The 25,487-nt window shown below is 73.4% G+C and carries 27 protein-coding genes; 10 read left to right on the forward strand and 17 right to left on the reverse strand.

The genetic code is table 11. The features are described from left to right. The first annotated feature begins 61 nt into the window (after nt 1-61). From ACWGKU_RS03350 to ACWGKU_RS03375, 6 genes are all read left to right on the forward strand, one after another. Complete coding sequence (locus ACWGKU_RS03350) at nt 62-1,207, forward strand: MBL fold metallo-hydrolase (protein WP_401046258.1); 1,146 nt, start codon at nt 62-64, stop codon at nt 1,205-1,207. A 201-nt stretch (nt 1,208-1,408) separates the two neighbouring features. Beyond that, nucleotides 1,409-3,001, forward strand: a complete 1,593-nt coding sequence (locus ACWGKU_RS03355) for a TldD/PmbA family protein (RefSeq protein WP_452178523.1) — start codon at nt 1,409-1,411, stop codon at nt 2,999-3,001. Beyond that, nucleotides 3,001-4,398, forward strand: a complete 1,398-nt coding sequence (locus ACWGKU_RS03360; protein ID WP_452178499.1) for a metallopeptidase TldD-related protein — start codon at nt 3,001-3,003, stop codon at nt 4,396-4,398. The genes ACWGKU_RS03355 and ACWGKU_RS03360 overlap by 1 nt, the downstream gene beginning before the upstream one ends. 31 nt (nt 4,399-4,429) lie before the next feature. After that, nucleotides 4,430-4,978, forward strand: coding sequence for an RNA 2'-phosphotransferase (locus tag ACWGKU_RS03365; RefSeq protein WP_452178524.1), 549 nt, complete (start codon nt 4,430-4,432; stop codon nt 4,976-4,978). A 186-nt stretch (nt 4,979-5,164) separates the two neighbouring features. Then, nucleotides 5,165-5,548: a DUF3099 domain-containing protein gene (locus tag ACWGKU_RS03370; RefSeq protein ID WP_387685862.1), complete on the forward strand. Its 384-nt coding sequence runs from the start codon at nt 5,165-5,167 to the stop codon at nt 5,546-5,548. A 266-nt stretch (nt 5,549-5,814) separates the two neighbouring features. Next, nucleotides 5,815-6,054 (forward strand): hypothetical protein, encoded by a 240-nt coding sequence (locus ACWGKU_RS03375; protein ID WP_401053609.1) that lies wholly within the window; start codon nt 5,815-5,817, stop codon nt 6,052-6,054. A gap of 77 nt (nt 6,055-6,131) precedes the next feature. Here ACWGKU_RS03375 and moaA read toward each other — a convergent pair whose 3' ends face one another. The 4 genes from moaA to ACWGKU_RS03395 all read right to left on the reverse strand — a co-directional run bounded on the left by moaA (nt 6,132) and on the right by ACWGKU_RS03395 (nt 10,524). Next, nucleotides 6,132-7,121 carry a GTP 3',8-cyclase MoaA gene (gene moaA / locus ACWGKU_RS03380; RefSeq protein ID WP_359911515.1) on the reverse strand — a complete coding sequence of 330 codons (990 nt, stop codon included), beginning with the start codon at nt 7,119-7,121 and terminating at the stop codon, nt 6,132-6,134. Between the two features lie 76 nt (nt 7,122-7,197). Next, the gene (locus ACWGKU_RS03385) at nt 7,198-8,805 is read right to left on the reverse strand and encodes a solute symporter family protein (RefSeq protein ID WP_380546995.1); all 1,608 of its coding nucleotides are present in this window, start codon (nt 8,803-8,805) and stop codon (nt 7,198-7,200) included. After that, on the reverse strand, nt 8,802-9,158 hold the full coding sequence (locus ACWGKU_RS03390) for a DUF485 domain-containing protein (RefSeq protein WP_359911500.1): 357 nt from the start codon (nt 9,156-9,158) through the stop codon (nt 8,802-8,804). The genes ACWGKU_RS03385 and ACWGKU_RS03390 overlap by 4 nt, the downstream gene beginning before the upstream one ends. A 322-nt stretch (nt 9,159-9,480) precedes the next feature. After that, the gene (locus tag ACWGKU_RS03395; RefSeq protein WP_401054334.1) at nt 9,481-10,524 is read right to left on the reverse strand and encodes a zinc-dependent alcohol dehydrogenase family protein; all 1,044 of its coding nucleotides are present in this window, start codon (nt 10,522-10,524) and stop codon (nt 9,481-9,483) included. Between the two features lie 125 nt (nt 10,525-10,649). Here ACWGKU_RS03395 and ACWGKU_RS03400 point away from each other — a divergent pair, with 125 nt between their 5' ends. Both ACWGKU_RS03400 and ACWGKU_RS03405 read left to right on the forward strand, forming a co-directional pair. Next, on the forward strand, nt 10,650-11,645 hold the full coding sequence (locus tag ACWGKU_RS03400) for a DEDDh family exonuclease (protein WP_452178500.1): 996 nt from the start codon (nt 10,650-10,652) through the stop codon (nt 11,643-11,645). Between the two features lie 31 nt (nt 11,646-11,676). Continuing rightward, nucleotides 11,677-12,474, forward strand: a complete 798-nt coding sequence (locus ACWGKU_RS03405; RefSeq protein WP_452178501.1) for an SURF1 family cytochrome oxidase biogenesis protein — start codon at nt 11,677-11,679, stop codon at nt 12,472-12,474. Nucleotides 12,475-12,498: 24 nt separating this feature from the next. On the opposite strand, the gene trxA is transcribed toward ACWGKU_RS03405, so the two are convergent. Then, complete coding sequence (trxA, locus tag ACWGKU_RS03410; RefSeq protein WP_401054338.1) at nt 12,499-12,828, reverse strand: thioredoxin; 330 nt, start codon at nt 12,826-12,828, stop codon at nt 12,499-12,501. Between the two features lie 3 nt (nt 12,829-12,831). Then, the gene (locus ACWGKU_RS03415; protein ID WP_359903456.1) at nt 12,832-13,239 is read right to left on the reverse strand and encodes a MerR family transcriptional regulator; all 408 of its coding nucleotides are present in this window, start codon (nt 13,237-13,239) and stop codon (nt 12,832-12,834) included. Nucleotides 13,240-13,345: 106 nt separating this feature from the next. Here ACWGKU_RS03415 and ACWGKU_RS03420 point away from each other — a divergent pair, with 106 nt between their 5' ends. Continuing rightward, the gene (locus tag ACWGKU_RS03420; protein WP_401055587.1) at nt 13,346-14,107 is read left to right on the forward strand and encodes an SDR family oxidoreductase; all 762 of its coding nucleotides are present in this window, start codon (nt 13,346-13,348) and stop codon (nt 14,105-14,107) included. 44 nt (nt 14,108-14,151) lie between these two features. On the opposite strand, the gene ACWGKU_RS03425 is transcribed toward ACWGKU_RS03420, so the two are convergent. The 9 genes from ACWGKU_RS03425 to ACWGKU_RS03465 form a co-directional block, all read right to left on the reverse strand. Continuing rightward, nucleotides 14,152-14,808 (reverse strand): alkaline shock response membrane anchor protein AmaP, encoded by a 657-nt coding sequence (locus ACWGKU_RS03425; RefSeq protein ID WP_452178502.1) that lies wholly within the window; start codon nt 14,806-14,808, stop codon nt 14,152-14,154. Further along, nucleotides 14,805-15,380 (reverse strand): DUF6286 domain-containing protein, encoded by a 576-nt coding sequence (locus ACWGKU_RS03430; RefSeq protein WP_452178503.1) that lies wholly within the window; start codon nt 15,378-15,380, stop codon nt 14,805-14,807. The genes ACWGKU_RS03425 and ACWGKU_RS03430 overlap by 4 nt, the downstream gene beginning before the upstream one ends. A gap of 122 nt (nt 15,381-15,502) precedes the next feature. Then, entirely contained in the window at nt 15,503-15,781 is a 279-nt protein-coding gene (locus ACWGKU_RS03435; RefSeq protein ID WP_401056405.1) for a hypothetical protein, read from the reverse strand. A 164-nt stretch (nt 15,782-15,945) separates the two neighbouring features. Beyond that, nucleotides 15,946-16,137 (reverse strand): hypothetical protein, encoded by a 192-nt coding sequence (locus tag ACWGKU_RS03440; protein WP_359903317.1) that lies wholly within the window; start codon nt 16,135-16,137, stop codon nt 15,946-15,948. 64 nt (nt 16,138-16,201) lie between these two features. After that, the gene (locus tag ACWGKU_RS03445) at nt 16,202-16,690 is read right to left on the reverse strand and encodes an Asp23/Gls24 family envelope stress response protein (RefSeq protein WP_401056407.1); all 489 of its coding nucleotides are present in this window, start codon (nt 16,688-16,690) and stop codon (nt 16,202-16,204) included. Nucleotides 16,691-16,973: 283 nt separating this feature from the next. Next, a complete protein-coding gene (locus tag ACWGKU_RS03450; RefSeq protein ID WP_452178504.1) occupies nt 16,974-17,780 on the reverse strand; it encodes an enoyl-CoA hydratase/isomerase family protein in 807 nt (268 codons plus the stop codon). A gap of 317 nt (nt 17,781-18,097) precedes the next feature. Continuing rightward, the gene (locus ACWGKU_RS03455; RefSeq protein WP_030059940.1) at nt 18,098-18,331 is read right to left on the reverse strand and encodes a helix-turn-helix domain-containing protein; all 234 of its coding nucleotides are present in this window, start codon (nt 18,329-18,331) and stop codon (nt 18,098-18,100) included. 327 nt (nt 18,332-18,658) lie between these two features. Then, nucleotides 18,659-20,257, reverse strand: coding sequence for an ABC-F family ATP-binding cassette domain-containing protein (locus ACWGKU_RS03460; RefSeq protein ID WP_359903323.1), 1,599 nt, complete (start codon nt 20,255-20,257; stop codon nt 18,659-18,661). Between the two features lie 257 nt (nt 20,258-20,514). Further along, entirely contained in the window at nt 20,515-21,594 is a 1,080-nt protein-coding gene (locus ACWGKU_RS03465) for a hypothetical protein (RefSeq protein WP_452178505.1), read from the reverse strand. A gap of 369 nt (nt 21,595-21,963) precedes the next feature. Between ACWGKU_RS03465 and ACWGKU_RS03470 the strand changes: the two genes are divergently transcribed. Further along, entirely contained in the window at nt 21,964-23,196 is a 1,233-nt protein-coding gene (locus ACWGKU_RS03470) for a glycoside hydrolase family 26 protein (RefSeq protein WP_452178506.1), read from the forward strand. A 4-nt stretch (nt 23,197-23,200) separates the two neighbouring features. Here ACWGKU_RS03470 and ACWGKU_RS03475 read toward each other — a convergent pair whose 3' ends face one another. Next, nucleotides 23,201-24,361, reverse strand: a complete 1,161-nt coding sequence (locus ACWGKU_RS03475; protein WP_452178507.1) for a GNAT family N-acetyltransferase — start codon at nt 24,359-24,361, stop codon at nt 23,201-23,203. Further along, nucleotides 24,358-25,440: a Wzz/FepE/Etk N-terminal domain-containing protein gene (locus ACWGKU_RS03480; protein WP_452178508.1), complete on the reverse strand. Its 1,083-nt coding sequence runs from the start codon at nt 25,438-25,440 to the stop codon at nt 24,358-24,360. The genes ACWGKU_RS03475 and ACWGKU_RS03480 overlap by 4 nt, the downstream gene beginning before the upstream one ends. Nucleotides 25,441-25,487: the final 47 nt, after the last annotated feature.

Raw genomic sequence — 25,487 nt, forward strand, 5'->3', positions numbered from 1 at the left:
CCGGCCCGGGAGCGGCCGTACCGATCCCCGACCATCCCGGCGAGCGACGAAGGCAGAGCGGATGACCATGGCACGGCCCGGGAGCACCCACCGACGCGGACGACTGCTGGCCCTCACCGCCCTGGCGGCCGGCCTGGGCACGGCCGCCTGGGCGCTGCGCGACCTGCCGGCCGCGTTCGGGCGACGGCCGGACGGCGAGCGCGAGGAACGGGTGCGCAACTCCCCGCAGTACCGCGACGGCGTCTTCCACAACGCGCCCTCCACCCTCACCCGCACGGCCGGCGCCCCCGGCTTCGACGGCGCCGCCGCCCGCCGGATGCTGTTCGAGCGGGCCGGCCGCGTCCCCGCCCGTCCGGTGCCGACCGTCCGCCCCGTCTCCCCGCCCGGGCCGGCCTCCGAGGGCGTGGAGGTCACCTGGTACGGGCACGCCTCCGCGCTGGTGGAGATCGAGGGCTTCCGGGTGCTGCTCGACCCGATCTGGAGCGACCGCTGCTCCCCCGCCGCGCACGTCGGCCCCAAGCGGCTGCACCCGGTGCCGGTGGAGCTGGAGGAGCTGCCGCAGGTCGACGCGGTGCTGATCTCGCACGACCACTACGACCACCTGGACATGGCGACGGTCAAGCGCCTGGTGCGCAGCCAGTCCGCGCCCTTCGCGGTGCCGCTCGGCATCGGTGCCCACCTGCGCCGCTGGGGCGTCCCCGAGCACCGGATCATCGAACTGGACTGGGACGAGACCTGCACCCTGGGCGACCTGGTGCTCACCCTCACCGCGGCGCACCACTTCTCCGGCCGCGGGCTGACCCGCAACACCACCCTGTGGGGGTCCTGGGTGGTCGCCGGCCCGAACCGCAAGGTCTTCTACACCGGCGACTCCGGCTACTTCGAGGGCTACGCCCGGATCGGCGGCCAGCACGGCCCGTTCGACGCCGCGCTGGTCCAGATCGGCGCCTACGACGCCGCCTGGGCGGACATCCACATGACCCCCGAGGACGCCGTCCTCGCGCACCGGGACCTGGCCGCCGGCCTGCTGGTGCCCGTCCACTGGTGCACCTTCAACCTGGGCCTGCACCCGTGGGCGGAGCCGATCGAGCGACTGGTGAAGGCCGCCAAGGAGCAGGCCGTCCCGCTGGTCGTGCCGCGCCCCGGCGAGCGGGTCGACGTCGACAACCCGCCGGAGCTGGACGGCTGGTGGGAGACCGTCGGCTGACGGCTCGCGCGGGCGCGCCGGGCGGGCGGACGGGCGCGCCGGGAGGGCGGGCCCCGGCGGCCGGATCGTCCCGGCCGAAACCGCGGCGCACCGGTAGAAATGCGCTGGCCGGAAACCCGGTGGACGGGAAATGATGCGGTGCGGGCGCCCCTGTGGCGCCGCACCGCCACCCTCCGCGACCTGGGAGCACGATTGCCTCCGATCCCTCCGGCCGATCGCTCCGGCGCCCCGCACGGGCGCGCCGTCGACCCGCTGTTCCTCGCCCTGCCGCTGCGGCCGCTCGCGGACGCCGCCCTCGCCCGAGCCCGCGAACTGGGCGCGAGCCACGCCGACTTCCGCCTGGAGCGGATCCGCAGTGCCTCCTGGCGGCTGCGCGACGCGCGTCCGGCCGGCACCTCCGACAGCGTGCAGCTCGGTTTCGCCGTCCGGGTGGTGCTGGACGGCGCCTGGGGCTTCGCCGCCGGCGTCGATCTCACCCCCGACGCGGCGGCCCGGGTCGCCGAGCAGGCCGTCGCGGTGGCCCGGCTCTCCGGCGGGATCAGCCGGGCGGCCGGCTCCACCGAGCGGGTCGAGCTGGCCGACGAGCCGGTCCACCGGGACGTCACCTGGGTCTCCGGGTACGAGGTCAACCCCTTCGAGGTGCCGGACGCCGAGAAGACCGCCCTGCTCGCCGAGCGCAGCTCCCGGCTGCTGGCCGCCGAGGGCGTCTCGCACGTCCGGGCGGCCCTGCGGACCGTCCAGGAGAACAAGTTCTACGCGGACACCGCGGGCACGGTGACCACCCAGCAGCGGATCCGGGTGTACTCCGACCTGGAGGCCACCTCGGTCGACGAGCGCACCGGCGCCTTCGACTCGATGACGACCCTGGCCCCGCCGGTCGGCCGCGGCTACGAGTTCATCGTGGGGGCCCGGGGGTCGTCCCCCGACGGGCGCGGCCTCACCGGCTCCGGCTGGGACTGGGACGCCGAGCTCGCCGAACTGCCCGTCCTGCTGGCCGAGAAGATGCGGGCCCCGAGCGTCGAGGCGGGCCGCTACGACCTGGTCATCGACCCGACGAACCTCTGGCTGACCATCCACGAGTCGATCGGCCACGCCACCGAGCTGGACCGCGCGCTCGGCTACGAGGCCGCCTACGCCGGCACCTCGTTCGCCACCTTCGACCAGCTCGGCTCGCTCAAGTACGGCTCCGAGCTGATGCACGTCACCGGTGACCGCACCGCCGAGCACGGGCTGTCCACCATCGGCTACGACGACGAGGGCGTGGCCACCCAGTCCTGGGACCTCATCAAGGACGGCATCCTGGTCGGCTACCAGCTCGACCGCCGCATCGCCGAGCTGAAGGGCTTCGAGCGCTCCAACGGCTGCGCCTTCGCCGATTCCCCGGCGCACGTCCCGGTGCAGCGGATGGCCAACGTCTCGCTGCAGCCGGCCGCCGACGGCCCGGACACCGAGGGCCTGTTCGCCGGGGTGGAGAACGGCCTGTACATCGTGGGCGACCGCTCGTGGTCGATCGACCAGCAGAGGTACAACTTCCAGTTCACCGGGCAGCGCGCCTACGCCATCAAGAACGGAGAACTCGCGGGCCAGGTCAAGGACTTCGCCTACCAGGCCACCACCACCGACTTCTGGGGCTCGATGGCGGCGGTCGGCGGCCCGCAGACCTACTTCCTCGGCGGCGCCTTCAACTGCGGCAAGGCGCAGCCCGGTCAGATCGCGGCGGTCAGCCACGGCTGCCCGTCGGCGCTGTTCCGCAACGTCAACGTGCTCAACACCCAGCAGGAGGCGGGTCACTGATGACCGCGAAGCAGCCCCACGAACTCGTCGAGCTGGCGCTCGGCTTCTCCCGCGCCGACGGCTGCGTGGTGATCGCCGACGAGGAGTCCACCGCCAATCTGCGCTGGGCGGGCAACGCGCTGACCACCAACGGCGTCACCCGCGGCCGCCGCCTCACCGTGATCGCCACCGTGGCCGGCGCCGAGGGCACCGCCTCCGGCATGGTCTCCCGCGAGGCCGTCACCGAGCAGGAGGTGGAGGAGCTGGTGCGGGCCGCCGAGGAGGCCGCCCGCGCGGCCGGACCGGCCGAGGACGCCCAGCCGCTGATCGCCGACCGGCCGTCCTCGCCGGACTTCACCGAGCCGCCCGCGCTGACCTCCGTCGAGGTGTTCGACGCCTTCGGCCCGGCCCTCGGCGAGGCCTTCGCCCGCGCCGCCGCCCAGGGCGAACTGCTGTACGGCTTCGCCCGGCACGAGATGACCTCCAGCTACCTGGGCAGCTCCACCGGCCTGCGGCTGCGCCACGACCAGCCCACCGGCATGGTCGAGATCAACGCCAAGACCGCCGACCTGTCCAGCTCCGCCTGGGTGGGCGCGTCCACCCGGGACTTCGCCGACATCGACGTCGCCGCCCTGCACACCGAGCTGACCAGGCGGCTCGGCTGGGGCGCCCGCAAGGTGGACCTGCCGGCCGGGCGGTACGAGGCGCTGCTGCCGCCCTCGGCCGTGGCCGACCTGCTGATCGTCCTCAACTGGTCCTCCGGCGGCCGGGACGCCCAGGAGGGCCGGACGGTCTTCTCCAAGCCCGGCGGGGGCACCCGGATCGGCGACAAGCTCAGCGGCCTGCCGCTGACGCTGCGCTCCGACCCGCACGAGCCCCACCTGGAGGCCGCGCCGTTCGTGCTCACCCACTCCACCGGCGGGGACTACTCGGTCTTCGACAACGGCCAGCCGGTCGCCGCCACCGAGTGGATCCGCGACGGCGTGCTGAACGACCTGATCACCAGCCGTCACGCGGCGGCCCTCACCGGACTGCCGCTGCGCCCGGCGATCGACAACCTCGTCCTGGAGACGGCCGACCAGGAGTCGGCGCCGACCCTGGACGAGATGATCGCCCGCACCGAGCGCGGCCTGCTGCTCACCTGCCTCTGGTACATCCGCGAGGTGGACCCGGCGACGCTGCTGCTCACCGGGCTCACCCGGGACGGCGTCTACCTGGTGGAGAACGGCGAGGTCGTCGGCGAGGTCAACAACTTCCGGTTCAACGAGTCCCCGGTGGACCTGCTGAACCGGATCACCGAGGTGGGCCGCACCGAACGCTGCCTGCCCCGCGAATGGAGCGACAACGTCACCCGCACCGCGATGCCACCCGTGCGTGTCACGGACTTCAACATGAGCTCGGTCAGCCGGGCCTCCTAGCCGCCGACCAACGGGGGATACGAGAGACATGATGGACGAGAAGCGCATGGTCAGATCGAGCAAGATGCTGTCGCGCATCCTGCGGCACGAGCCCGGGCTGGTGGGGGTCACGCTGGACGGGGCCGGCTGGGTCCGGGTCGACGAGCTGCTCGACGCGCTCGCCGCCCGGGGCAGGCCGCTCACGCGGGCCGAGCTGGACCACGTCGTGGCGACCAACAACAAGCGCCGCTTCGGCTACTCGCCGGACGGTCTCTCGATCCGCGCCAATCAGGGCCACACGGTGGCGGTCGACCTCGGTCTGGCCGCCGCCGTACCACCGCCGGTGCTCTACCACGGCACCGCCGACCGGCACCTGGCGGCGATCTTCCGCGAGGGCCTGCGCCCGATGGCCCGCCAGGACGTCCACCTCTCGGCGGACACCGGGACGGCGACCGGGGTCGGCGCCCGGCACGGCCGTCCGGTGGTGCTGACCGTGAACGCGGCGGCGATGACGGCGGCCGGCCACGAGTTCCGGCTCAGCGAGAACGGCGTCTGGCTCACCGACGCCGTGCCCCCGCAGTACCTCTCCCGGCGCTCGTAGCCCGCCGGGCCGCGCCCCGCGCCGGCGCCCGCCACCGTTGGGCCTGTCCGCTCCGCCGGACAGGCCCTTCGCGTACCCGACCGGGTGGGTCCGGCCCACCCGGTCTCGTCGCCACCCGTACCCGGGCGTACCGTGAGGAGGCCGCGCGGCCAGGCGCGCGGGTGCGCGACGAGGGCGGTAGGACACATGGGCAAGAGCGCCGACGACGGGCGGGTCTTCCGGATCACGGGGGCGCGCAGCAGCCTCACCGAGGACGTCCGGGGACGCCAGCGCCGCTACGTCATCTCGATGCTGGTCCGCACGGCCTGCGTGCTGCTCGCCGTGGTGCTGTGGGACGTCCAGCGGGTGCTGGCGTTCGCCGCCCTGGCGGGGGCCGTCCTGCTGCCGTACTTCGCGGTGCTGATCGCCAACGCGGGCCGGGAGCGGGCCCCGGGACTGCCGAGCACCTTCGACTTCCCGCTCGACACCCCGCTGATGCTCGGCCCCGGTGGGACGGGTGGGGCTGGTGCGAAGGCCGGTACAGGTGAGGCAAAGGCCGTTCCCACCGATCCTTCACAGGACGTGGACTGACCGTCCGTTTCACGCCGCTTCGCCCTCGTTCAGCTCGTCGAAAGCTCAAAAGAAGCTCAGATTAATCATGCAAGACCTCCCCATCCGAGGGTGGTGGCGTGACATACTGCGTACGCGCTCCGCATCCCCCGTCGGAGCGACGGACCGACGCCGGGCGGCTCCCCCCGTGGCTGCCCGGCGTCGCCATGCCCGGATCCGGTCGGCCCGAGCGGGGCGTGACAGACTGGCGGTGCAGACGTCACCCGCCAATCGTTGAGGACGGCCCGATGGACACCCCGCAGACGCCGATCTGCTCCGCCAAGGGCTGCCGGACGGGCGCCGGCTGGGTGCTGGTGTGGAACAACCCCAAGCTGCACACCCCGGACCGCCGCAAGACCTGGCTCGCCTGCGACGAGCACCGCGAGCACCTCTCCCAGTTCCTCGGGGTGCGCGGCTTCCTCAAGGAGGTCGTCGCCTTCGCCGACTGGACCCCCGAGGCCGTCGAGAGTTCCGGCGGGGCTGCCTAGCAACCCGTCCGGGGTTCCGGCGAGTCGGCCCGGAAGGGCGGACCGGTCCGGGAACCGGTCGGCCGCCGAGGGACCGCCTAGCCGCCGATCGCGGACATCGGCCGCTCGGGCTGGAGGAACTCCGGGTCGTCGATCCCGGCCCCGGCCTTCTTGCCCCACATCGCCGCCCGCCACAGCGCGGCCAGTTCGGCGTCGTCCGCGCCCGAGCGCAGCGCGGTGCGCAGGTCGGTCTCGCCGGTCGCGAACAGGCAGTTGCGCACCTGGCCGTCGGCGGTCAGCCGGGTACGGTCGCAGGCCCGGCAGAACGGACGGGTGACCGAGGCGATCACGCCCACCCGGCCGGGGCCGCCGTCCACCAGCCAGCGCTCGGCGGGTGCCGCGCCCCGGCGCTCGGACGGCTCCGGGGTGAGCGCGAAGCGGGCCCGCAGCAGGTCGAGGATCTCCGTCGCGGTGACCATCGACGCGCGGTCCCAGCCGTGCTGGGCGTCCAGCGGCATCTGCTCGATGAAGCGCAGCTCGTAGCCCCGCTCCAGGCACCAGGCCAGCAGGTCGGCCGCCTCGTGGTCGTTGACCCCGCGCATCAGTACCGCGTTCAGCTTCACCGGCGCGAGCCCGGCGGCCTCGGCGGCGGCCAGCCCGTCCAGCACGTCCTGGTGGCGGTGGCGGCGGGTGAGGGTGTGGAAGACCTCGGGGTCGAGGGTGTCCAGCGAGACGTTGACCCGGTCGAGGCCGGCCTCGCGCAGCGCCGTCGCGGTGCGGGCCAGCCCGATGCCGTTGGTGGTCAGTGAGAGTTCCGGGCGCGGTTCCAGCTCCGAGCAGGCGGCGACGACGGCGACCAGTCCGGGGCGCAGCAGCGGCTCGCCGCCGGTGAAGCGGACCTCGCGCACGCCCAGGTCGCGCACGGCGACGGTGACGAGCCGCACGATCTCCTCGTCGGTGAGCAGGTCCGGCTTGGCGAGCCACTGCAGGCCCTCCTCCGGCATGCAGTAGGTGCAGCGCAGGTTGCACCGGTCCGTGAGGGAGACCCGCAGGTCGACGGCCTGTCGTCCGAAGGTGTCGAGCAGCACGTGCGTCCTTCCCCGAGATGCGGCCGGCCCGGCCACCGTCACGGCGGGCCGGGCCAGCATAGTCATCGTGGGACGATCAGTGGGCGCCCAGCCCGGTCAGCGAGCGCACCTCCAGTTCAGCGTACTTCGCCGGGTCGGGCTGTTCCCTGGACAGCAGCGTGCCGAGCCAGCCGGCCAGGAAGCCGACCGGGATGGAGACCAGGCCGGGGTTCTCCAGCGGGAACCAGTGGAAGTCGGAGTGCGGGAAGAGCGAGGTCTTCGCGCCGGAGACCACCGGGGAGAAGACCACCAGCGTCACCGAGGTGATCAGTCCGGCGTAGACCGAGCTGACCGCGCCGACGGTGGTGAAGCGCTTCCAGAACAGCGAGTAGAGCAGGGTGGGCAGGTTCGCCGAGGCGGCGACCGCGAAGGCCAGGGCGACCAGGGCGGCGGTGTTGAGCTTGTCCGCGAAGAGGCTGAGCACGATCGCGACGGCCCCGATCGCGACCGCGGCCCACTTCGCCGAGCGCACCTCCTCCTTCTCGCTCGCCTTCCCGCGCCGGATCACGTTGGCGTAGAGGTCGTGCGCGAAGGAGGCCGAGGAGGCGAGCGTGAGCCCGGCGACCACGGCCAGGATGGTGGCGAAGGCGACCGCCGAGATCACCGCGAGCAGGATCGCGCCGCCGGTGGTCCCGGCGCCTCCGCCGAGTGCCTCGGCCAGCTGGGGCGCCGCGGTGTTGCCCGCCGCGTTCGCCGCCTTGATCGCCTTGGAGCCGACCAGCGCGGCGGCGCCGAAGCCGAGCGCCAGGGTCATCAGGTAGAAGACGCCGATGATGCCGATCGCCCAGAGCACCGACTTCCGGGCCGCCTTGGCGGTGGGCACGGTGTAGAAGCGGACCAGGATGTGCGGCAGGCCGGCGGTGCCGAGGACCAGCGCGATGCCCAGGCTGATGAAGTCGAGCTTGGCGGTGCCGCTGCCGTACTTCTGTCCGGGTTGGAGGAAGGCCTCGCCCTTGCCGCTCGCGCTCGCCGCCGCGCCGAGCAGCTCCGAGGGGTTGAAGTGGTACTTGGCCAGTACCAGGACGGTCATCAGCGCGGCGCCGGCGATCAGCAGCACCGCCTTGACGATCTGCACCCAGGTGGTGCCCTTCATCCCTCCGATCACCACATAGATGATCATCAGCGCGCCGACCCCGACGATGGTCCAGCGCTTGGCGGCATTCCCCTCCGCGCCCAGCAGCAGCGCGACCAGGGTGCCGGCGCCGACCATCTGGGCGAGCAGGTAGAAGATCGACACCACGATGGTGGAGACGCCCGCCGCGGTGCGCACCGGGCGCTGGCGCATCCGGAACGCGAGGACGTCCGCCATCGTGAAGCGGCCGGAGTTGCGCAGCGGTTCGGCGATCAGCAGCAGCGCGACCAGCCAGGCGACCAGGAAGCCGATCGAATAGAGGAAGCCGTCGTAGCCGGTGAGCGCGATGGTCCCGGCGATGCCGAGGAAGGACGCGGCGGACATGTAGTCGCCGGAGATGGCCAGGCCGTTCTGGAAGCCGGTGAAGCCGCGGCCGCCGGCGTAGAAGTCGGAGGCGCTCCTGGTCTGCCGCCCGGCCCAGACGGTGATGCCGAGGGTGGCCAGGACGAAGACGCCGAACAGGGCCATCGTCAGACCGCGGTGCTCGGTGGCGGAGCTGGCGAGCGAAGTCATTCGGCGGGCTCCCGGGGTGCGTGGACGACGGCGCCGTGCGCCTCGCGGATCGCCGCGGCGGACGGGTCGATCCGCCGGTCCGCGTAGCGGGCGTACCAGGCGGCGATCGCGAAGGTGGTCACGAACTGCAGCAGCCCGAGCACCAGGGCCACGTTGACGTGCCCGAGGACCTTGGTGCGCATCAGTCCCGGCGCGTAGCAGGAGAGCAGGACGTAGAGCAGGTACCAGAGCACGAAACCGATGGTGACCGGGAAGGCGAAGCTCCGGAAGGAGCGCCGCAGGGTTCGGAACTCCTCGCTGTCGTCGATGAGTTGGGCTTCCGTGGCGGCGGTGGTGAGCGGCGGCGAATCCACGCTGTCTCCTCACTCCTTCGGCGTATTTGTCACACGGGGGGAACGATCGAACGTGAGGGGCGTCACATGTCTGGCGCCGCGCAATGCTAGGAGCGTCCTGCCCGCCCCGGAAGGGGTTGACCGCGATCAGTCGAGCGTTCACCCCCTCGCACCATCCGATTGGCCGAAAAGCAGTCCATCTCAGCGACTCCGCCGCTCCGGGCCGACTCCCGGCCCCCGGCCGCCGCCCGCGCCCTCCCTCGGGAACGGCACCGGGAACGACACCGGCCCGTGCCGCACCCCGAAGGGGGTGGCACGGGCCGGATGCCGGGAGGCCGAGGTCTCAGAACGCGATCCGCACCTTCAGGGCCGAGCGGTCGTCCATCGCGCGGTAGCCGTCCGGAACGCCGTCCAGGCCGACGGTGCGGTCGAAGACCAGGCCCGGCTCGATGGCGCCCGAGAGCACGTCCGGCAACAGCTCGGGGATGTACGCGCGGGCCGGGGCGACGCCGCCGTTCAACGAGACGTTTCGGCCGAACATCTGACCGATGTCGACGCCCGCGCTGCCGCCGTGCGGCACTCCGACGTAGCCCACCGCGCCGCCGTCCCGGGTGATCGAGATGGCCGTCCGCATCGACTCCTCGGTACCGACCGCCTCCAGCACCGCGTGCGCGCCCTGGCCGCCGGTCAGCTCCTTCACCGCCTCGACCGCGGCCTCACCGCGCTCCGCCACCACGTCCGTCGCACCGAAGCGACGGGCCAGCTCGGTACGGGCCGCGTGCCGGCCCAGCGCGATGATCCGGCCCGCGCCCAGCCGGTGCGCCGCCAGCACCCCGCACAGGCCCACCGCGCCGTCGCCGACCACCGCGACCGTCGCACCCGGCCGCACCCGCGCGGAGACCGCCGCGTGGTGCCCGGTCGACATCACGTCGGACAGCGCCAGCAGCCCGGGCAGCAGCTTCTCGTCACCCGCCGCCTCCTTCGGCAGCTTCACCAGCGTCCCGTCCGCGAACGGCACCCGCACCGCCTCGCCCTGGCCGCCGTCCGAACCGACCTGCCCCCAGAACCCGCCGTGCGGACAGGAGGTCTGCAGCCCTTCGAGACAGAAGTCACACGTCCCGTCCGACCAGACGAACGGCGCCACCACCAAGTCGCCCCTGGCGAAGCCGCGCACCTCGGCGCCGACCTCCTCGACCACGCCCAGGAACTCGTGCCCGATCCGCTGCCCGGCCACCCGCTGCGCCACGCCGCGGTAGGCCCACAGGTCGCTGCCGCAGATGCAGGCGTTCACCACCCGGAGCACCACGTCCGTCGGATGCTGGATCACCGGGTCCGGGACCTCTTCGATCCGGATGTCGTTGGGGCCGTGAATCACGGTGGCACGCATGCGCTGTTCCTTAGCTGAAAGATCTCGACCAGGTGTACGACACCCCCGTCGACCACTCTATTCCGGCCGGTCGGTCGCAACATTCCGGCCGGAGCCCCCCGCCCCGCCCCTTATCCTGTTGGACCATGCAACCGATCCAGCCCGAGACCTACGGAGTGCCGCGGACCGCGCAGGTCCCCGCGCAGCGCTCCGCCGTCCCCACCGGGGGCTTCGCGGTCGTCGACGTCGAGACCACCGGTCTCGGCCGCTCGGACCGCGTCATCTCGGCGGGCGTCTACCAGCTGGACGCGGACGGCGACGTCGTCGACCACTGGTACACCCTGGTCAACCCCCAGCGGGACCCGGGCCCGGTCTGGATCCACGGCCTCACCGCCGAGCTGCTCGCCACCGCCCCGACCTTCCCGCAGATCGCCGACGAGTTCGCCACCCGTCTGCAGGACCGCGTCCTGGTCGCGCACAACGCGCTCTTCGACTGGAACATGATCTCCCGCGAGTTCTCCCGGGCCGGCCTGCGCGCCCCGGTCGAGCAGCGGCTGTGCACCATGGTCCTCTCCCGCGACCTGCGCCTGCCGCTGCCCAACGGCAAGCTGTCCTCGCTCGCCGCCCACTTCGGCGTCCAGCAGCGCCACGCCCACAACGCCCTGGACGACGCCCGGGTGCTCGCCGAGGCCTTCCGCCCCAGCCTGCGCCTCGCCCGCGACGGCGGCGTGCCGCTGCCGCTCCAGAACTGCGTCGCGGTCACCGACCTCGGCGAGGAGGAGCCGGCCGCCCCGGGCCGCAGCACCTGGACCGGCGCCACGTACCGCCAGGCCAAGAAGCGCCCGCCCTGCCCGTACCCCAACCCGGGGCGCTGGGTGGACGGCAAGCCCCTGGTCCAGGGCATGCGGGTGGCCGTCACCGGCGACACCGCCACCGACCGCGAGGTCCTGGAGGACCGCGCGGTCGAGGCCGGCCTGCACATCGCCACCTCGGTGAGCCGCCTCACCAGCCTGCTGGTCACCAACGAGCCGGACAGCTGGAGCGGCAAGGCCCGCCGGGCCCGCGAGCTCGGCACCCCCGTCGTCGGCGAGGACGCCTTCCTCCAGCTGCTGCGCGAGGTCGCCCCGCACCCCGGTGCGTGAGCCGTTTGTGAGGTCGGCGTACCGTTCCCATGTGTACCGTTTTCTGCTGACCCGACAGTGGCTGATCACCATGCTGGTCGCGCTGCTGCTGATCCCCGCGACGATCAAGCTGGGCTTCTGGCAGCTGCACCGCCACGAGGCACGGGTGGCCCGGAACGAGCTGATCGGTCAGGCCCTCACCGCCGCGCCGGTCCCCTTCGACACCCTGTCGCCGGCCCCCGGCTTCGCGGTCCCCAAGGACCTCACCTGGCGCGCGGCGACGGCCACCGGACAGTACGACCCGGCACACGAGTTCGTGGTCCGCAAGCGGACCGACTCCAACGGCAGCATCGGCTACTTCGTGGTGACCCCGTTCCGGCTCGCCGACGGCAAGGGCACCGTCCTGGTCAACCGCGGCTGGGTCGCCTCCGGCGACGGCGCCACCGAGTACCCGCCCGTCCCGGCCGCCCCCGCCGGCGAGGTCTCCCTCACCGGCCGCCTGCGCGCCGAGGAGACGTACGGCGCCAGCGGCATCAAGGACCGCACCGGCCTGCCCGACCGCCAGTTCAACCTGATCAACACCGACGAGCAGGCCAAGCGGACCGGCGCCCCGCTCCTCGGCGGCTACCTCGAACTCACCGGTACCACCCCCGCCCCGGCCGACCAGCCCCAGCTGATCCCCGAGCCCAACCACTCCGACATCGGCCCGCACATGGCCTACGCCATCCAGTGGTGGCTGTTCACCGCGATGATCCCGGTCGGCGTCTGGGTCCTCGCCCGCCGCGAGGCCAAGGACCGCGCCAAGCAGGCCGCCGAAGCCGAGGTCCCGCTCGACGCCGTCCCCGCCTAGAGCACGTCGCCTAGAGCACGTCGCCTAGAGCACGTCGTCCAGCTCCCGCAGCAGCCGCGCCTTCGCCCGCGCCCCCACCACCGACCGCACCGGCTGCCCGCCCCGGAACACCATCAGCGTCGGCATCGACAGCACCCCGTACGCCGCCTGCGTCCGCGGATTGTGGTCCACGTCCACGCTCACCACCCGCAGCCGGTGCCCCTCCTCCCGCGCGATGTCCGCCAGCACCGGCGCCATCATCCGGCACGGCGGGCACCAGTCCGCCGTGAAGTCCACCAGCACCGGCCCCTCGGCCGCCAGCACCTCAGCGGCGAACGTCTCGTCCGTCACCGCCGGCACACCCGTGATCTCCACCGTCTACTCCTTCACCAGTTCGCAAACAGGCGGCTCCTGAACGGCGGCCAGCTCGTCCCGCGCCCTCACGGCCCGATCGAACTGCCCCGCCACCTGGGCCCGCACGTCCTGGAGCCGGGCGATGCACTCGTCCAGCTCCCCCAACTTCCGCCGGTACACCTCCAGAGAGGCCGGGCAGGAGTCCCCCTCCGGGTGCCCCGCCCGCAGGCACTCCACGAACGGCCTGGTCTCCTCCAGCCCGAACCCGAAGTCCTGCAACATCCGGATCTCCCGCAGCAACCGCAGATCCCCCTCGTCGTACGCCCGGTACCCGTTGCCCGCCCGCCGGGCCGGCAACAACCCCAACTGCTCGTAGTACCGCAACGCCCGCGTGGTCGTCCCCGCCCGCTCCGCCAACTCCCCGATCCGCACGCCGAACCACTCCTCCCGCACTTCCGGCAACGACCGTAAACCTTCCCCCGGGCGTCAACGCCAGCCCCAACCCGCCCCCACTCCCCGACCGGGCAAGATGTCCCCCATGGATCTCGGACTGAAAGACAAGGCCTACATCGTCACCGGCGCAACCCGAGGCCTCGGCCTCGCCGGCGCCCGCGAACTCGCCGCCGACGGCGCCCGCGTGCTCATCAGCGGCCGCACCCGGCAAGCCGTCGACAACGCCGTCGCCGAACTCGAGACTCTCGGAACCGCCCGGGGCCTCGTCGCCGACAACGCCTCCCCCGACACCCCCGAGCGCCTCATCGCCGAGGCCCGGCACCACTTCGGTCGTCTCGACGGCATCCTGATCAGCGTCGGCGGCCCCCAGGCCGGCCCCGTCGAGACCACCCCCGAGGACGCGTGGCGCGACGCCTTCGAGTCCGTCTTCCTCGGTGCCCTCCGGCTCGCCCGCGCCACCGCCGCCGCGCTCACCGACGGCGGTGTGATCGCCTTCGTGCTCTCCAGCTCGGTCCGCCAGCCGATTCCCGGTCTGGGCATCTCCAACGGCCTGCGTCCGGGTCTCGCCATGGCCGCCAAGGCCCTCGCCGACGAGCTCGGCCCCCGCGGCATCCGCGTGCTCGGTCTGCTCCCGGCCCGGATCGACACCGACCGGGTCCGTGAGCTCGACGGCCTCGCCGCCGACCCCGACGCCGCCCGCGCCCGGGCCAGCGCCGCCATCCCGCTGGGCCGCTACGGCACCCCCGAGGAGTTCGGCAAGGTCGCCGCGTTCCTGCTCTCCCCCGCCGCGTCCTACCTGACCGGCGTCATGGTCCCCGTCGACGGCGGCGCCCTCCGCACCCTCTGACTCCCGCCTCCACTCTCGATTGCTCGACCCTGACCGTTCCTGGACTACTCCACCCGCGACTGGCGCCGCCCCCGCCGCCCCCGCCGCCCCCGTCCGTGCCGCGGCTCGGCGGGGGCCGCCTGCAGGACCCTGATCCGCAGATCGGCCGGCAGCGCCACCAGCCGCAGGCTCCCGCAGGCATCCGCCCGAGGCCCGTCCTCGAAGTGCTCCACCAGCGCGGCCGGATCCCCGCCCGGCCGCAACCGCACCGCACCGCGCAGCTGCGGATGCCTCGGCGCCCGCACCAACCGCACCCCGGCCCGCTCGACCTGCGGCAGCACCACCGTCCGGTTCTCCAACGCCTCCTCCAGCGCCCGCGCACCGACCCGCAGTCGAAGCCCGCCCGCCCCCGGCGTCGGCACCTCGATGCTCGACAGCCCGGTGCGCCTCAGCTGCGCCACCAGCCACCACACCATCCCCGCCACCAGCACGGTCAGTCCGCCGATCACCGTCGGCCACCACCACGCCGACGCCACCCACTGCCCCCGCGAACGCGCGCTGACCACCGGCTGATCGGGCGAGGTGAGCGGCCACCGGTCCGGTGGATGCACGCCCAGCCTCCGGTACAGGTCGAGCCCGCCCGCCAGCACCAGCACCCCGACCCCCAGCAGCACCGCCCCCACCACCCCCAGCAGCACCCGGTTGACGACCGTCCGCCTCACCCCGCCACCCCCGCACCGCCGGCCGTCCCGGCCCCCGTACCGGCACCCGGGTCACCGGCACCCGGGTCCGACCCTCCCGCCGGTTCCTCCCCCACCACACGCGCGGTCCCCCGCGCCGCCCGCACGTCCAGCCGCATCGGCCGTCCCAGCCCCACCCGTCCCAGCTCGTCCCGCAGCTGCCGCTGCACCAACGCCGGCTCCGCCGTCCCCGCCAACGAGATCCGGATCCGCCGCCGCCCGACCCGGATCCGCAGGTGGTCGATCCCGTCCAGTCCGGCCGCCCGGTCCGTCAGCAGGTGCCCGACCCCGGCCCGGTCGATGGCCGCGCTCGTCCCCCCGTACGGCCGCAGCACGAGCCAGCGCCGCAATCCGGGCGCGACGGCCAGCCACAGCAGCCACCCGCCGAGCAGCGTCGCCGCTCCGGCCCCCACCAGGACCGCCAGGTCGTCGAGGTGCCGCGTCGCCAGCTCGTCCGCGATCTGCGCCCGCCACCGCCGGGCCGGCTGCCCGACCCGCACCGCGATCACGTCGTACAGCAGCGCCCCTGCCACCACCAGCACCGCCGTCGCCACCAACGCCGCCGCAGCCGTACGGGGCGCCCGCGGCCGTCGCACCTTGTCCGCCCGAAGCGCCGATGCCGACCCCTGCGCCCCCTCCGGCCCCTGCGCCCCCTCCGCCTCAGGGGCCTGCGCGCTCACGAAGCGCCCCCCGTCATTAACTTCTCGACCACGACGACCACTTCCGAGACCCTGACCCCGGTCAGCCCCGCCACCCGCTCGGCGATCCGCGCCCGCACCGCCCCGGCCAGCGTCGCGACGTCCGAGGGGAACGGCAGCTCAAGAGCCACCCGGACCCGCACCGTGCTCCCCGGTACGGTCACCGAGACGTGCGGCGGCGCGCCCTTCGCCCGCCCGGCGGGCCAGGCCTCGGCCAGCACCTCCCGGGCGGCCCGAGCCGCGATCCCGGCGTACACCCGGTCGGCGATCCGAAGCCGCCCCCGACGCCCCGGCACGGACCCGGCCCCCGAAGCCGACCCCGACCCCGACCCCGAAACAGAACCCGAACCCGAACCGTGACCGGGCCCCGAACCCGACCCGGAACGGGAGACCACGACCGGAACCGACACGGGGCCCGTCATCAGCGGCGCCGGTCGCGGCCGCGGAGCAGGTCCCCGAGGTCGCCCAGCTCGATGTCGCCCTCCAGCAGGCGTCCGATCACGAAGCCGACCAGCCCGAGCACGGCCACCAGCAGGAAGGCCGCGAACCCGCCGAAGTACCCGGCGAAGCCGAGGGCCATGCCCACCACCAGGCCGACGATGGCCAGGTTCATCCGCTACTCCCTCGTTTCCCGCTACTCCGTCGGGCCTGACGCCCCCGACCTGCCGCCGAACGCGCTACTTGAGCTTCGGCCGCTGCCCGGACGGCGCCACCGGTTCCTCTTCCTCCTCGAACTCCGGTTCGTCCGGGAGGTGGACGTCGTTGACCGCGATGTTGACCTCGACGACCTCCAGGCCGGTCATCCGTTCGACCGCGTTGACGATGTTCTCCCGCACCTGGCGGGCGAGTTCGGGAATGACCACGCCGTACTCGACCACCAGGGCGATGTCGATCGCGGTCTGCTTCTCGCCGACCTCGGCCTTGATGCCCCGCCCGACGCTGGGCTTGCCGCCGGGCACCCGGTCCCGCATCGCGCCGAAGGTACGGGCGAGGCCGGACCCGAGCGCGTGGATTCCGGCGACCTCGCGGGCCGCCACGCCGGCGATCTTCTCCACCACGCCGACGGCCAGCGCGGTACGGCCGCGCTCCCCCACCGGCTTGGCACCGCCGCCGGCACCCGGCGGACCGGAGGGCGGGGCGCTGCCACCACCGGTGTGCTTGTGCATGGTCGCGGGCGTCGGAGTGTCAGGCATGGGCGCTTCTCCCGTCGTACGGCACCAGCTATATCGCAAACCTCCCCAACTCTGGCATTTCGCCACGATCCCCGCCCCCCGAGCGTCGGCAGCCCACCCCGACGCCCGCCCCTGCGCGAGAGATTCCGTCCCCCACGCGGGAGGCCCACCGGGAGACCCACCCGGGTGACCCGCGCGAAAGACCCCGCACAGGAGAAAAGGGCCCGGCCCCGGGGAAGTCCCCCCCGGGGCCGGGCCCTGCGTCGTCGCCGTGCGGTCAGTCGCCGATCCCGGCGAGCTCCCGCAGCCGGCGGGCCTGCGCCACCCGTTCGGCCGAACGCTGCTCGTCGAAGGAACGCCCGGCGGCCCCCTGCAGCAGGGCCTTGGTCTCGATCACCGCCCCGCGCGGAGCGGCCAGCAGGGCCGCCGCGAGGTCGCGGGCGGCCGCCTCCAGGTCCTCGCCCGACACGGCGAGGTTGGCCAGCCCGATCGCGGCGGCCTCCTCGGCACCCACCCAGCGGCCGGTCGCGCAGATCTCCAGTGCCCGCGCGTAGCCGACGAGCTCGGTGAGCGGCTTGGTGCCGGCCAGGTCCGGAACGAGGCCCAGCGAGGTCTCCTTCATCGCGAACTGGACGTCCTCGGCGACCACCCGCAGGTCGCAGCCGAGGGCCAGCTGGAAGCCCGCGCCGACGGCGTGGCCCTGGACCGCCGCGATGGAGATCAGGTCCGGACGGCGCCACCAGGTGAAGGCCTCCTGGTACGAGGCGATGGCGTCGTCCAGCTCCCGGTCGGTGGAGGCGGCCAGCTGGAGGAAGGTGGGCTCGCCCGGGATGCCCTCGGGGGTGAACATGGCCCGGTCCAGCCCGGCGGAGAAGGAGACCCCCTCCGCGCGCAGCAGCACCACCCGGACGCTGCCGGGCAGCTCGCGGCCGGCGTCGGTGAGGGTGCGCCAGAGCGCGGGCGACTGGGCGTTGCGCCGCTTGGGTCGGCACAGGGTGACGACGGCGAGTTCGCCCTCGATCTCCAGGCGGACGCCGTCCCGCTCCCAGCTCGGGGCCTGCGGGTCGATGGCGGGAGCGGTCATGCGGGGACCTCCGGTGGCGAGGGACTTGGCTACCGGAGAGTAACAAAACTCGACGCGCCTGGGCAGGGCTCCCGACCCGGAGAGATCGACGGGGCCTGCGGCACTCCACGACGCCCCGCGAGGCGCGAATGCGCGGCGAGGCGAAGAGCGAAAGGGAAATGAACGGTATTGAAGAATGGGGGAAGGACCTCACCCCGGACATGACGATCGGCGGCCGGCCCGCACGGCTCGAGGGCGGACGCCCAGCTGACGGTCAGCTGTCGTCTCCTCGGCCGGCACCCTGCCGCCGCGTCATCCAGCCACTGGCTGACGAACCGTCAGGAACCGGCCCCGGCAGTCGCCTTGTTCTTGCCCCGCGTGGCACCGCCGCGGCCCCGGAGAATCACTCCGGACTCGCTCAGCATCCGGTGCACAAAGCCGTACGAACGACCGGTCTCCTCCGCGAGAGCGCGAATGCTCGCCCCGGAGTCGTACTTCTTCTTGAGATCGGCCGCGAGCTTCTCACGCGCGGCACCGGTCACCCGGCTGCCCTTTTTCAGAGTCTCGGCCACCCGTGCCTCCTCGTAGCGTTGCTCGGTCAGATTCCCATGATCACCCATCCACCGCGTCCTGGCCACCCATTCGACAAGGTCGATGTCGGAAATGCGTGGTCCTTCGGTGGTGATCCGAGCGCATCAGGGCGCTCACGCAGAGTGCACGCCCCCTGGCGGATCCGGCCGTTCGCCGAGAAAGGGCTGATCAGCAACGTCGGCCCGACCACGATCGAGTGGCGGGCCGACGGAAAGTCCTTAAACGGAATCCGGGTCTACTTCATTCCCGGACACGCCGAAAGGACTAGATATTCTCATCCGAAAAGCGGATCTCGCGTCTACTTCCGGTCAGGCCAAGGAGACCAGATCGGCGTAGGACGGGTTCCAGAGGTCCTCCACGCCGTCCGGCAGAAGGATGATCCGCTCCGGGTCGAGCGCCTCGACCGCGCCCTCGTCGTGGGTGACCAGCACGACCGCGCCGGAGAACTCGCGGAGCGCGCCCAGGATCTCCTCGCGGCTGGCCGGGTCGAGGTTGTTGGTGGGCTCGTCGAGCAGCAGCACGTTGGCGGAGGAGACCACCAGGGTGGCCAGCGCCAGACGGGTCTTCTCACCGCCGGAGAGCACCCCGGCCGGCTTGTCGACGTCGTCGCCGGAGAACAGGAAGGAACCGAGGATCTTGCGGATCTGCACCAGGTCGGTGTCGGGCGCGGCCGAGCGCATGTTCTCCAGCACGCTGCGGTCCGGGTCGAGCGTCTCGTGCTCCTGGGCGTAGTAGCCGATCTTCAGGCCGTGGCCCGGGATCACCTCGCCGGTGTCCGGCTGCTCCACCCCGGCCAGCATCCGCAGCAGGGTGGTCTTGCCGGCGCCGTTGAAGCCCAGCACGACGACCCGGGAACCGCGGTCGATCGCCAGGTCGACGTCGGTGAAGATCTCCAGCGAGCCGTAGGACTTGGACAGGCCGCTGGCGGTCAGCGGGGTCTTGCCGCAGGGGGCCGGCTCCGGGAAGCGCAGCTTGGCGACCTTGTCGTTCACCCGGACCTGCTCCAGGCCGGAGAGCAGCTTGTCGGCGCGGCGGGCCATGTTCTGCGCGGCCACCGTCTTGGTCGCCTTGGCCCGCATCTTGTCGGCCTGGGCGTTGAGGGTCGCGGCCTTCTTCTCGGCGTTGGCCCGCTCGCGCTTGCGGCGCTTCTCGTCGTCCTCGCGCTGCTGCTGGTACTGCTTCCAGCCCATGTTGTAGACGTCGATGCAGGAGCGGTTGGCGTCCAGGTAGAAGACCTTGTTGACGACCGTCTCGACCAGGTCGACGTCGTGCGAGATGACGATGAAGCCGCCCTTGTAGGTCTTCAGGAAGTCCCGCAGCCAGACGATCGAGTCCGCGTCCAGGTGGTTGGTGGGCTCGTCGAGGAGCAGCACGTCGGAGTCCGAGAAGAGGATCCGGGCCAGCTCGACCCGGCGGCGCTGACCGCCGGAGAGGGTGTGCAGCGGCTGGCCGAGGATGCGGTCCGGCAGGCCCAGCGCGGCGGCGATGGTGGCGGCCTCGGCCTCGGCGGCGTACCCGCCCTTGGTGAGGAACTCGGTCTCCAGCCGGGCGTACTTCTTCATCGCGTTGTCCCGGGTGGCGCCCTTGCCGTTGGCCATCCGCTCCTCGTTCTCGCGCATCTTCTTCAGCACGGTGTCGAGGCCGCGGGCGGAGAGGATGCGGTCCTTGGCGAGGACCTCCAGGTCACCGGTGCGCGGGTCCTGCGGGAGGTAGCCGACCTCGCCCGAACGGGTGACGGTACCGGCGGCGGGCAGGCCCTCGCCCGCCAGCACCTTGGTGAGCGTGGTCTTGCCGGCGCCGTTGCGGCCGACCAGACCGATCCGGTCGCCGGCGGCGACCTTGAAGTTCGCGGACTCGATCAGGATCCGGGCACCGGCACGCAGTTCGAGGGCGTTGGCGGAAATCATGGCTGGGAGCTGCTCCTGGGACGTGGGCGGGCGGCCGGGCAGGACTGACCCGGGGCCGGGTTGGCGTGAGGGGGACTTCATCGGCGGTCGGCGCGGCCCTCCTGGCGCCGCCGCCCGCTATTGCCCGGAGAAAATAGCCATGGCGGCAAGTCTACCGGGCCCCGTGTCACCCTCGGAGGCGTACCGGCCCGGGGTATCCGGCGGCCTGCCGCCCGCCGGTTCCGGGGCCGAAGGCCGTCGTCCGCGGGTCGTCCCCGCTACTGCGGCTGCGCGCCCGACCGGTCCCCCGCGGGCGCTCCGGTGGCTGCCTGGGCGTCCGGCACGGTGCCGGTACCCACCGGGGCGTCCGGCGCGGTACCGGTGGCCGCCGGGTCGCCCACGGCCGGGTTCGCCGCCGGGTCGCCCACGGCCGGGTTCACCGACGGGTCCGCCGCGCAGCCGCCCTGCGGGCGGACCGCCGCGAACGGCGCGTCCACGCTGCCGCAGGCCGTCTCGGGCGCGGCCGCCTTGGTGTCGAACACCTTGGGCGGGACGATCGGGCCGTCCGTGATCTCCACCCGGCTGCGGTCCAGCACCTTGACCGTGGCGGTCGGACCGGTGTTCATCGCCCAGCCGTTGCTGTCCAGCCGGTAGCCGGTGATGCCGCCGGAGACGGCCTGCCCGCTGCTGTTGCCGCAGGTGCGCGGGATGAGCACGGCGTAGTCGGTGTGGACGGCGCGCAGCGGGTCGTAGACGCAGCTGCCGGAGGGCTTGTCGTTGTAGCGCAGGTCGCCGTCGGCGTCGCGCAGGCCCATGGTCAGGTTCGGGGTGACCAGGGCCAGCCAGGGTGAGCCGTCCCGCTGGACGGTGTGCAGCGCGGCCGCGGCCCGCTGCTTGGCGAGCGCCTTGCGCTGGGCGTCGGTCCGCTTGTCGGCGCCGGGCTCGCCGTCGCCGTGCAGCCAGTCGGCCAGGCCCGGCACCGCGCGGTGCCAGCGCACCTCGTGGTCGCCGGGGCGCACCGAGGTGACCATGCCGTCGTCCCAGACCACGATCGCGTTGTCGCCGGCCATCGCGAGGTAGAGCGCCTCGGCGCCCTCGCGGCGGTAGGACCAGGCCTGCTCGCCGGTCCGCTTGTGGAAGGCCTCCAGGCCGGGGCCGACCCGCAGGTCGAGGTCGGCCGAGCTGAGCGACTCGGAGTTCACCGGTGTCGCCCCGGCGTCGCCCGGTCCCGCGACCCGGTCGCCGAACGGCACCGGCTTGTTCGCGTGCGCCGCCGCTCCGGCCGCAAGGACCAGCATCACCGCCGAGGCAGGCAGGATCGAGCGGGGGGTCAGTACACGCAGCGGCTTCCAGGACACGGCCGGAGCGTACCTTTCACCGGGCACGCGAGTCAGCCCGGTTCCGCCGTCGCCGTGTCCCGCCGGGCGTCCGCCGAGCCCCGCGCGCCCTTCCCGCACGTCCACCCGCCCACCTGCGCCGTCGGCGTTCCGGCCGCCGCGCCGGGCGTTGCGGAGCGGGCCACGGGGGCCCGACAGGACCGTTACCAAGCTGATACATGACCGCGGGTCGCCGGCCTTTGCGGCAGACGGCGTTCGATCGGCGCCCACTTTAGGGTGACATTCGGCTTTTTCGTCCCCCTTCGGGCCTACTGTCGGCGAGCGGGGCGCCACGGTCCGTCCACGCCGAGACCGTGCGCCCCGCCCACGCGACGTCCGGAGGAGAGCACCATGCGAATCGGCCGCCTGACGCTGGCCGCCGCCACCCTGCTGCTGATGGCCACGGCCAGCGTCCCGGCCGGGACGCCGTTCAGCCAGACCGAACGGCACACCCTCTCCTCCGACGCCATCGAGCCCCGCGGCGCGGCCCCCCGCCCCCCGGTCCAGCGGCCGAACCACGAGCCGCCGTTCGGTGCCTTCGTCGGTTCCTGGGACGACTACATCCCGCAGATCGGCCGGTACGCGCAGTGGCTGGGCGACGCGAACATGCAGGTCGGCCACACCTATCTGGCGGGCAACGGCTGGAGCGACATCGAGGGCGAGCCGATGGTGCTCGGCCTGTGGTCGCAGTGGCGGCAGGCCGATCCGTCCCGGCTGCTGGTGCTCGGGGTGCCCATGCTGGTGCCCAGCGAGGCGAAGGTGCCGGACGGCGAGGTCGCCGACCTGCTGGCCCAGGGGGCGCGCGGGGACTTCGACGGGCACTTCCTCAAGCTCGCGCGCCGGCTGGTCGCGCTGGGCGGCGCGGACACCGTGCTCACGCTCGGCTGGGAGATGAACGGCACCACCTACACCCACCGCTGCAAGCCCGACCCGGCCGCGTGGAAGACGTACTGGCGGCGGATCGTCGGGGTGATGCGCTCGGTGCCCGGGCAGCGGTTCCGCTTCGACTTCGCCCCCAGCCGGGGCCTGGACGCCGTCCCGTGGACCAAGTGCTACCCCGGTGACGACGTGGTCGACATCATCGGCATGGACAACTACGACCAGCCGGCGGGCGGCACCTTCGACGACTACGTGCGCGAGCCGTACGGCCTCCAGGACCAGGTGGAGTTCGCCGCCAAGCGCGGCAAGCCGGTCTCGTACCCGGAGTGGGGGCTGTTCCGCAACGGCGACAACCCCGAGTTCGTGCAGCGGATGGTCGACTGGATCCGCACCCACGACACCGCCTACCAGACCGTCACCGACTACTGTCCGCACGGCTTCTTCCAGTGCGAGCGCAATCCGCGCTCGGCGGCGATGTTCAAGCAGCTGATGTCCGGTTCGAAGGGGGCGCCGACGGAGGCACCGGCGCCGACGGCCACCCCGGCGACGGACGTGCCCGCGGCGCCGGGCCCGCCCGCCGTGCCGGCCGCGCCCGCCGTGCCCGGGGGCAGCACCGCGCCGAGCAGGGCGGCGAGCCCGTCGGCCCGTCCGGCGAAGGGCAAGTCGACGGGCCGGCCGACGGGCGCGCCGCACGCCCGGCACTGAGCGCTCAGCTGCGGCGGCGGGCCAGCAGCGCTTCCTTGAGCCGGGGGAAGCGGGTGCGCAGCTGGTGCGCCGCCGCCTGCCGGGCCCGCACCGCCCCGGCGCGGACGGCCGCCGCCGGCGCCGCCCCCGCCGGACCGAGCAGCAGCCGGTGGTTGGACAGCTGGTCCGGCCGCCAGCGCTGCTTGTACGGCTCCTGGCCGCGCAGCAGGCCGAGCACCGGGACGCCCGCGCCGACCGTCTCGTCCAACGCCGCGCTGAACAGCAGCCCGGCGATGTCCAGCCGCTCGCGCAGCACCGGGTGCGCCCCGTACATGTACAGGCCGCCGAAGGACGGGCAGAGCAGCAGCAGGTTCACCGCGACCAGCTGGCCGTCCAGGTGGAACTGGTGGACGGTGGCCCTGCCGGAGCCGACCAGTCCGGTGGTGGACTCGGTCAGGTGGCTCGCGAACCGCTCGGTGCGGTGCTCGGGCGTGACGCCGCGCGCCTGCCACTGCAGGAAGTGCAGCCGCAGCAGCCCGTCCAGCGCCTGCGGGACCTCGGCCGCCGGGGTGGAGCGGACCGTCACCCCGGCCTCGGCGATCTTGCGGAGCTTCACCCGGCTGCGCTGGGCGGTCTTGCCGGGCGCCCGCTTGAGCAGCCGGTCCATCGGGACGGCCGGCAGGTACTGGCAGAGCGAGTCCCGGTAGCGGCGGCGGCTGCCGCTCCAGTGCGCGTACACCCGCTGCACCGCCGCCTCGGGGTGCACCTCGCGCAGTTCCAGCCAGTGCCAGGGGCGGGTGAGCGGGAGCGCGGCGGCGAACTCGGCGGCGGCCCGGTCGGCGCACTCGTCGTCGAGCAGGACGTCGGTGTAGTCGACCAGTCCGCCGCCGAGGCCGGTCAGGCCGCCGAACGGTCCGCCGCGGCGCACGAAGGCGCCCGCGCCGACCAGCCGGCCGTCCCGGCGGACCAGCACCACGAGCAGGCTGCCCGGGCGGCCGTAGTGGCGCCACCAGGAGCGCTGCCAGTCGGCGGCCTGGAAGAAGGTGGCGGTCCGGCAGCGGCCGGCCAGGTCGTCCCACTCCTCGGCGAGGACGTCCAGGGCGTCGTCCTCGCCGTGGAGCTCGGTGGTCCAGGCCGGCGCCGTCGCCTGGGCGGGCAGGCTGCTTCTGCGGGTCTCGGTGCTCATCGCGCGCTCCCGGCGGGCGCCTTGGCCTGGGTGGCGGGCCGGTCCTCGACGGCGGGGGCCTGCTCCTCGACGGCGGAGGGCTGTTCCTCCACCGCGGGGGTCCGGTCCTCGGCCGGGGGCTGCTCCGCCGCCGCGGCCCCGGCGCCGGGCTTCCTGCCGGGCTTCCCGACGGTCTTCTTCTCGGCCTTCGCACTCCCCTTCTTCACGCTCTCGGCCTTCAGGTTCCCGACCGTCACGCTCTCGGCCTTCACGTTCCCGGCCTTCGCCCCTTCGGCCTCGGCACCGGCCTCGGCACCGGGCGCGGAGTCGCCACCGGACTCGGTCCTGGCCTTGACCGGCTCCTCTCGGCGCGGGCGCGGCGTCGTCGGGACCGCCACCGGCGCGGAGGCGGCGGGGGCCTCCGATTCCTGCGCGGGCTGCGCCGCCTGCGCGGCCTGTGCGGCCTGCGCCGCCTGCGATGCCCGCGCGGCCCGCAGCACCCGCGGCATCTCGGGACTCCCGGCGGCCTCCGGCGTCCCCGCGCCGCCCCGGCGGCGGTTCATCATCACGAGGGCGCCCAGCAGCAGCCCGGCCGCGCCGCCGACCGCGACGTCCAGCTTCCCGGAGGGCGTGGTCGGCCTGTCCGGCGCGGCGGCCGGGGACAGCGTCACCAGCCGGACGTTGGTGTCCTTGCTGCTGGTGTTGGCGAAGGCGACCAGCGAGCGGGCCACCGCGTCGGCGGTCCGGGCGGCCTCCTGGGGGCGCCGACCAGTGCCGGTGAGCTCGATCATCGGGGCGTCCGGCGAGGTCGTCCCGTGCACCAGGGACTCCAGCTCGGACCGGGTGTGGCCGGTCTCCGCGGCCGCGACCGCGAGCACCTGCGGCTGACCGGCCAGCCGGCCGTACGCCTGGGCGAAGTTGGTCGCGATCGCGGCTTCCCCGGGGTTCTGCGCGACCACGAGGACGTAGGCGTTGGCGGCGTACGACGGCGGCGAGACGACGGCGTACCCGGCGCCGGCCGCGGCGCCCAGCGGTACCGCCAGCACCACCGGCCACCAGCGGCGGACCAGGCGACGGGCGCTTCGGCGCGGTGTGGTCATGGGTCTTGCTCCTTGGGTCTGGTACGGCGGTTCCGGCGGTGGCGGGC

The organism is Kitasatospora sp. NPDC054768, from assembly GCF_053612025.1.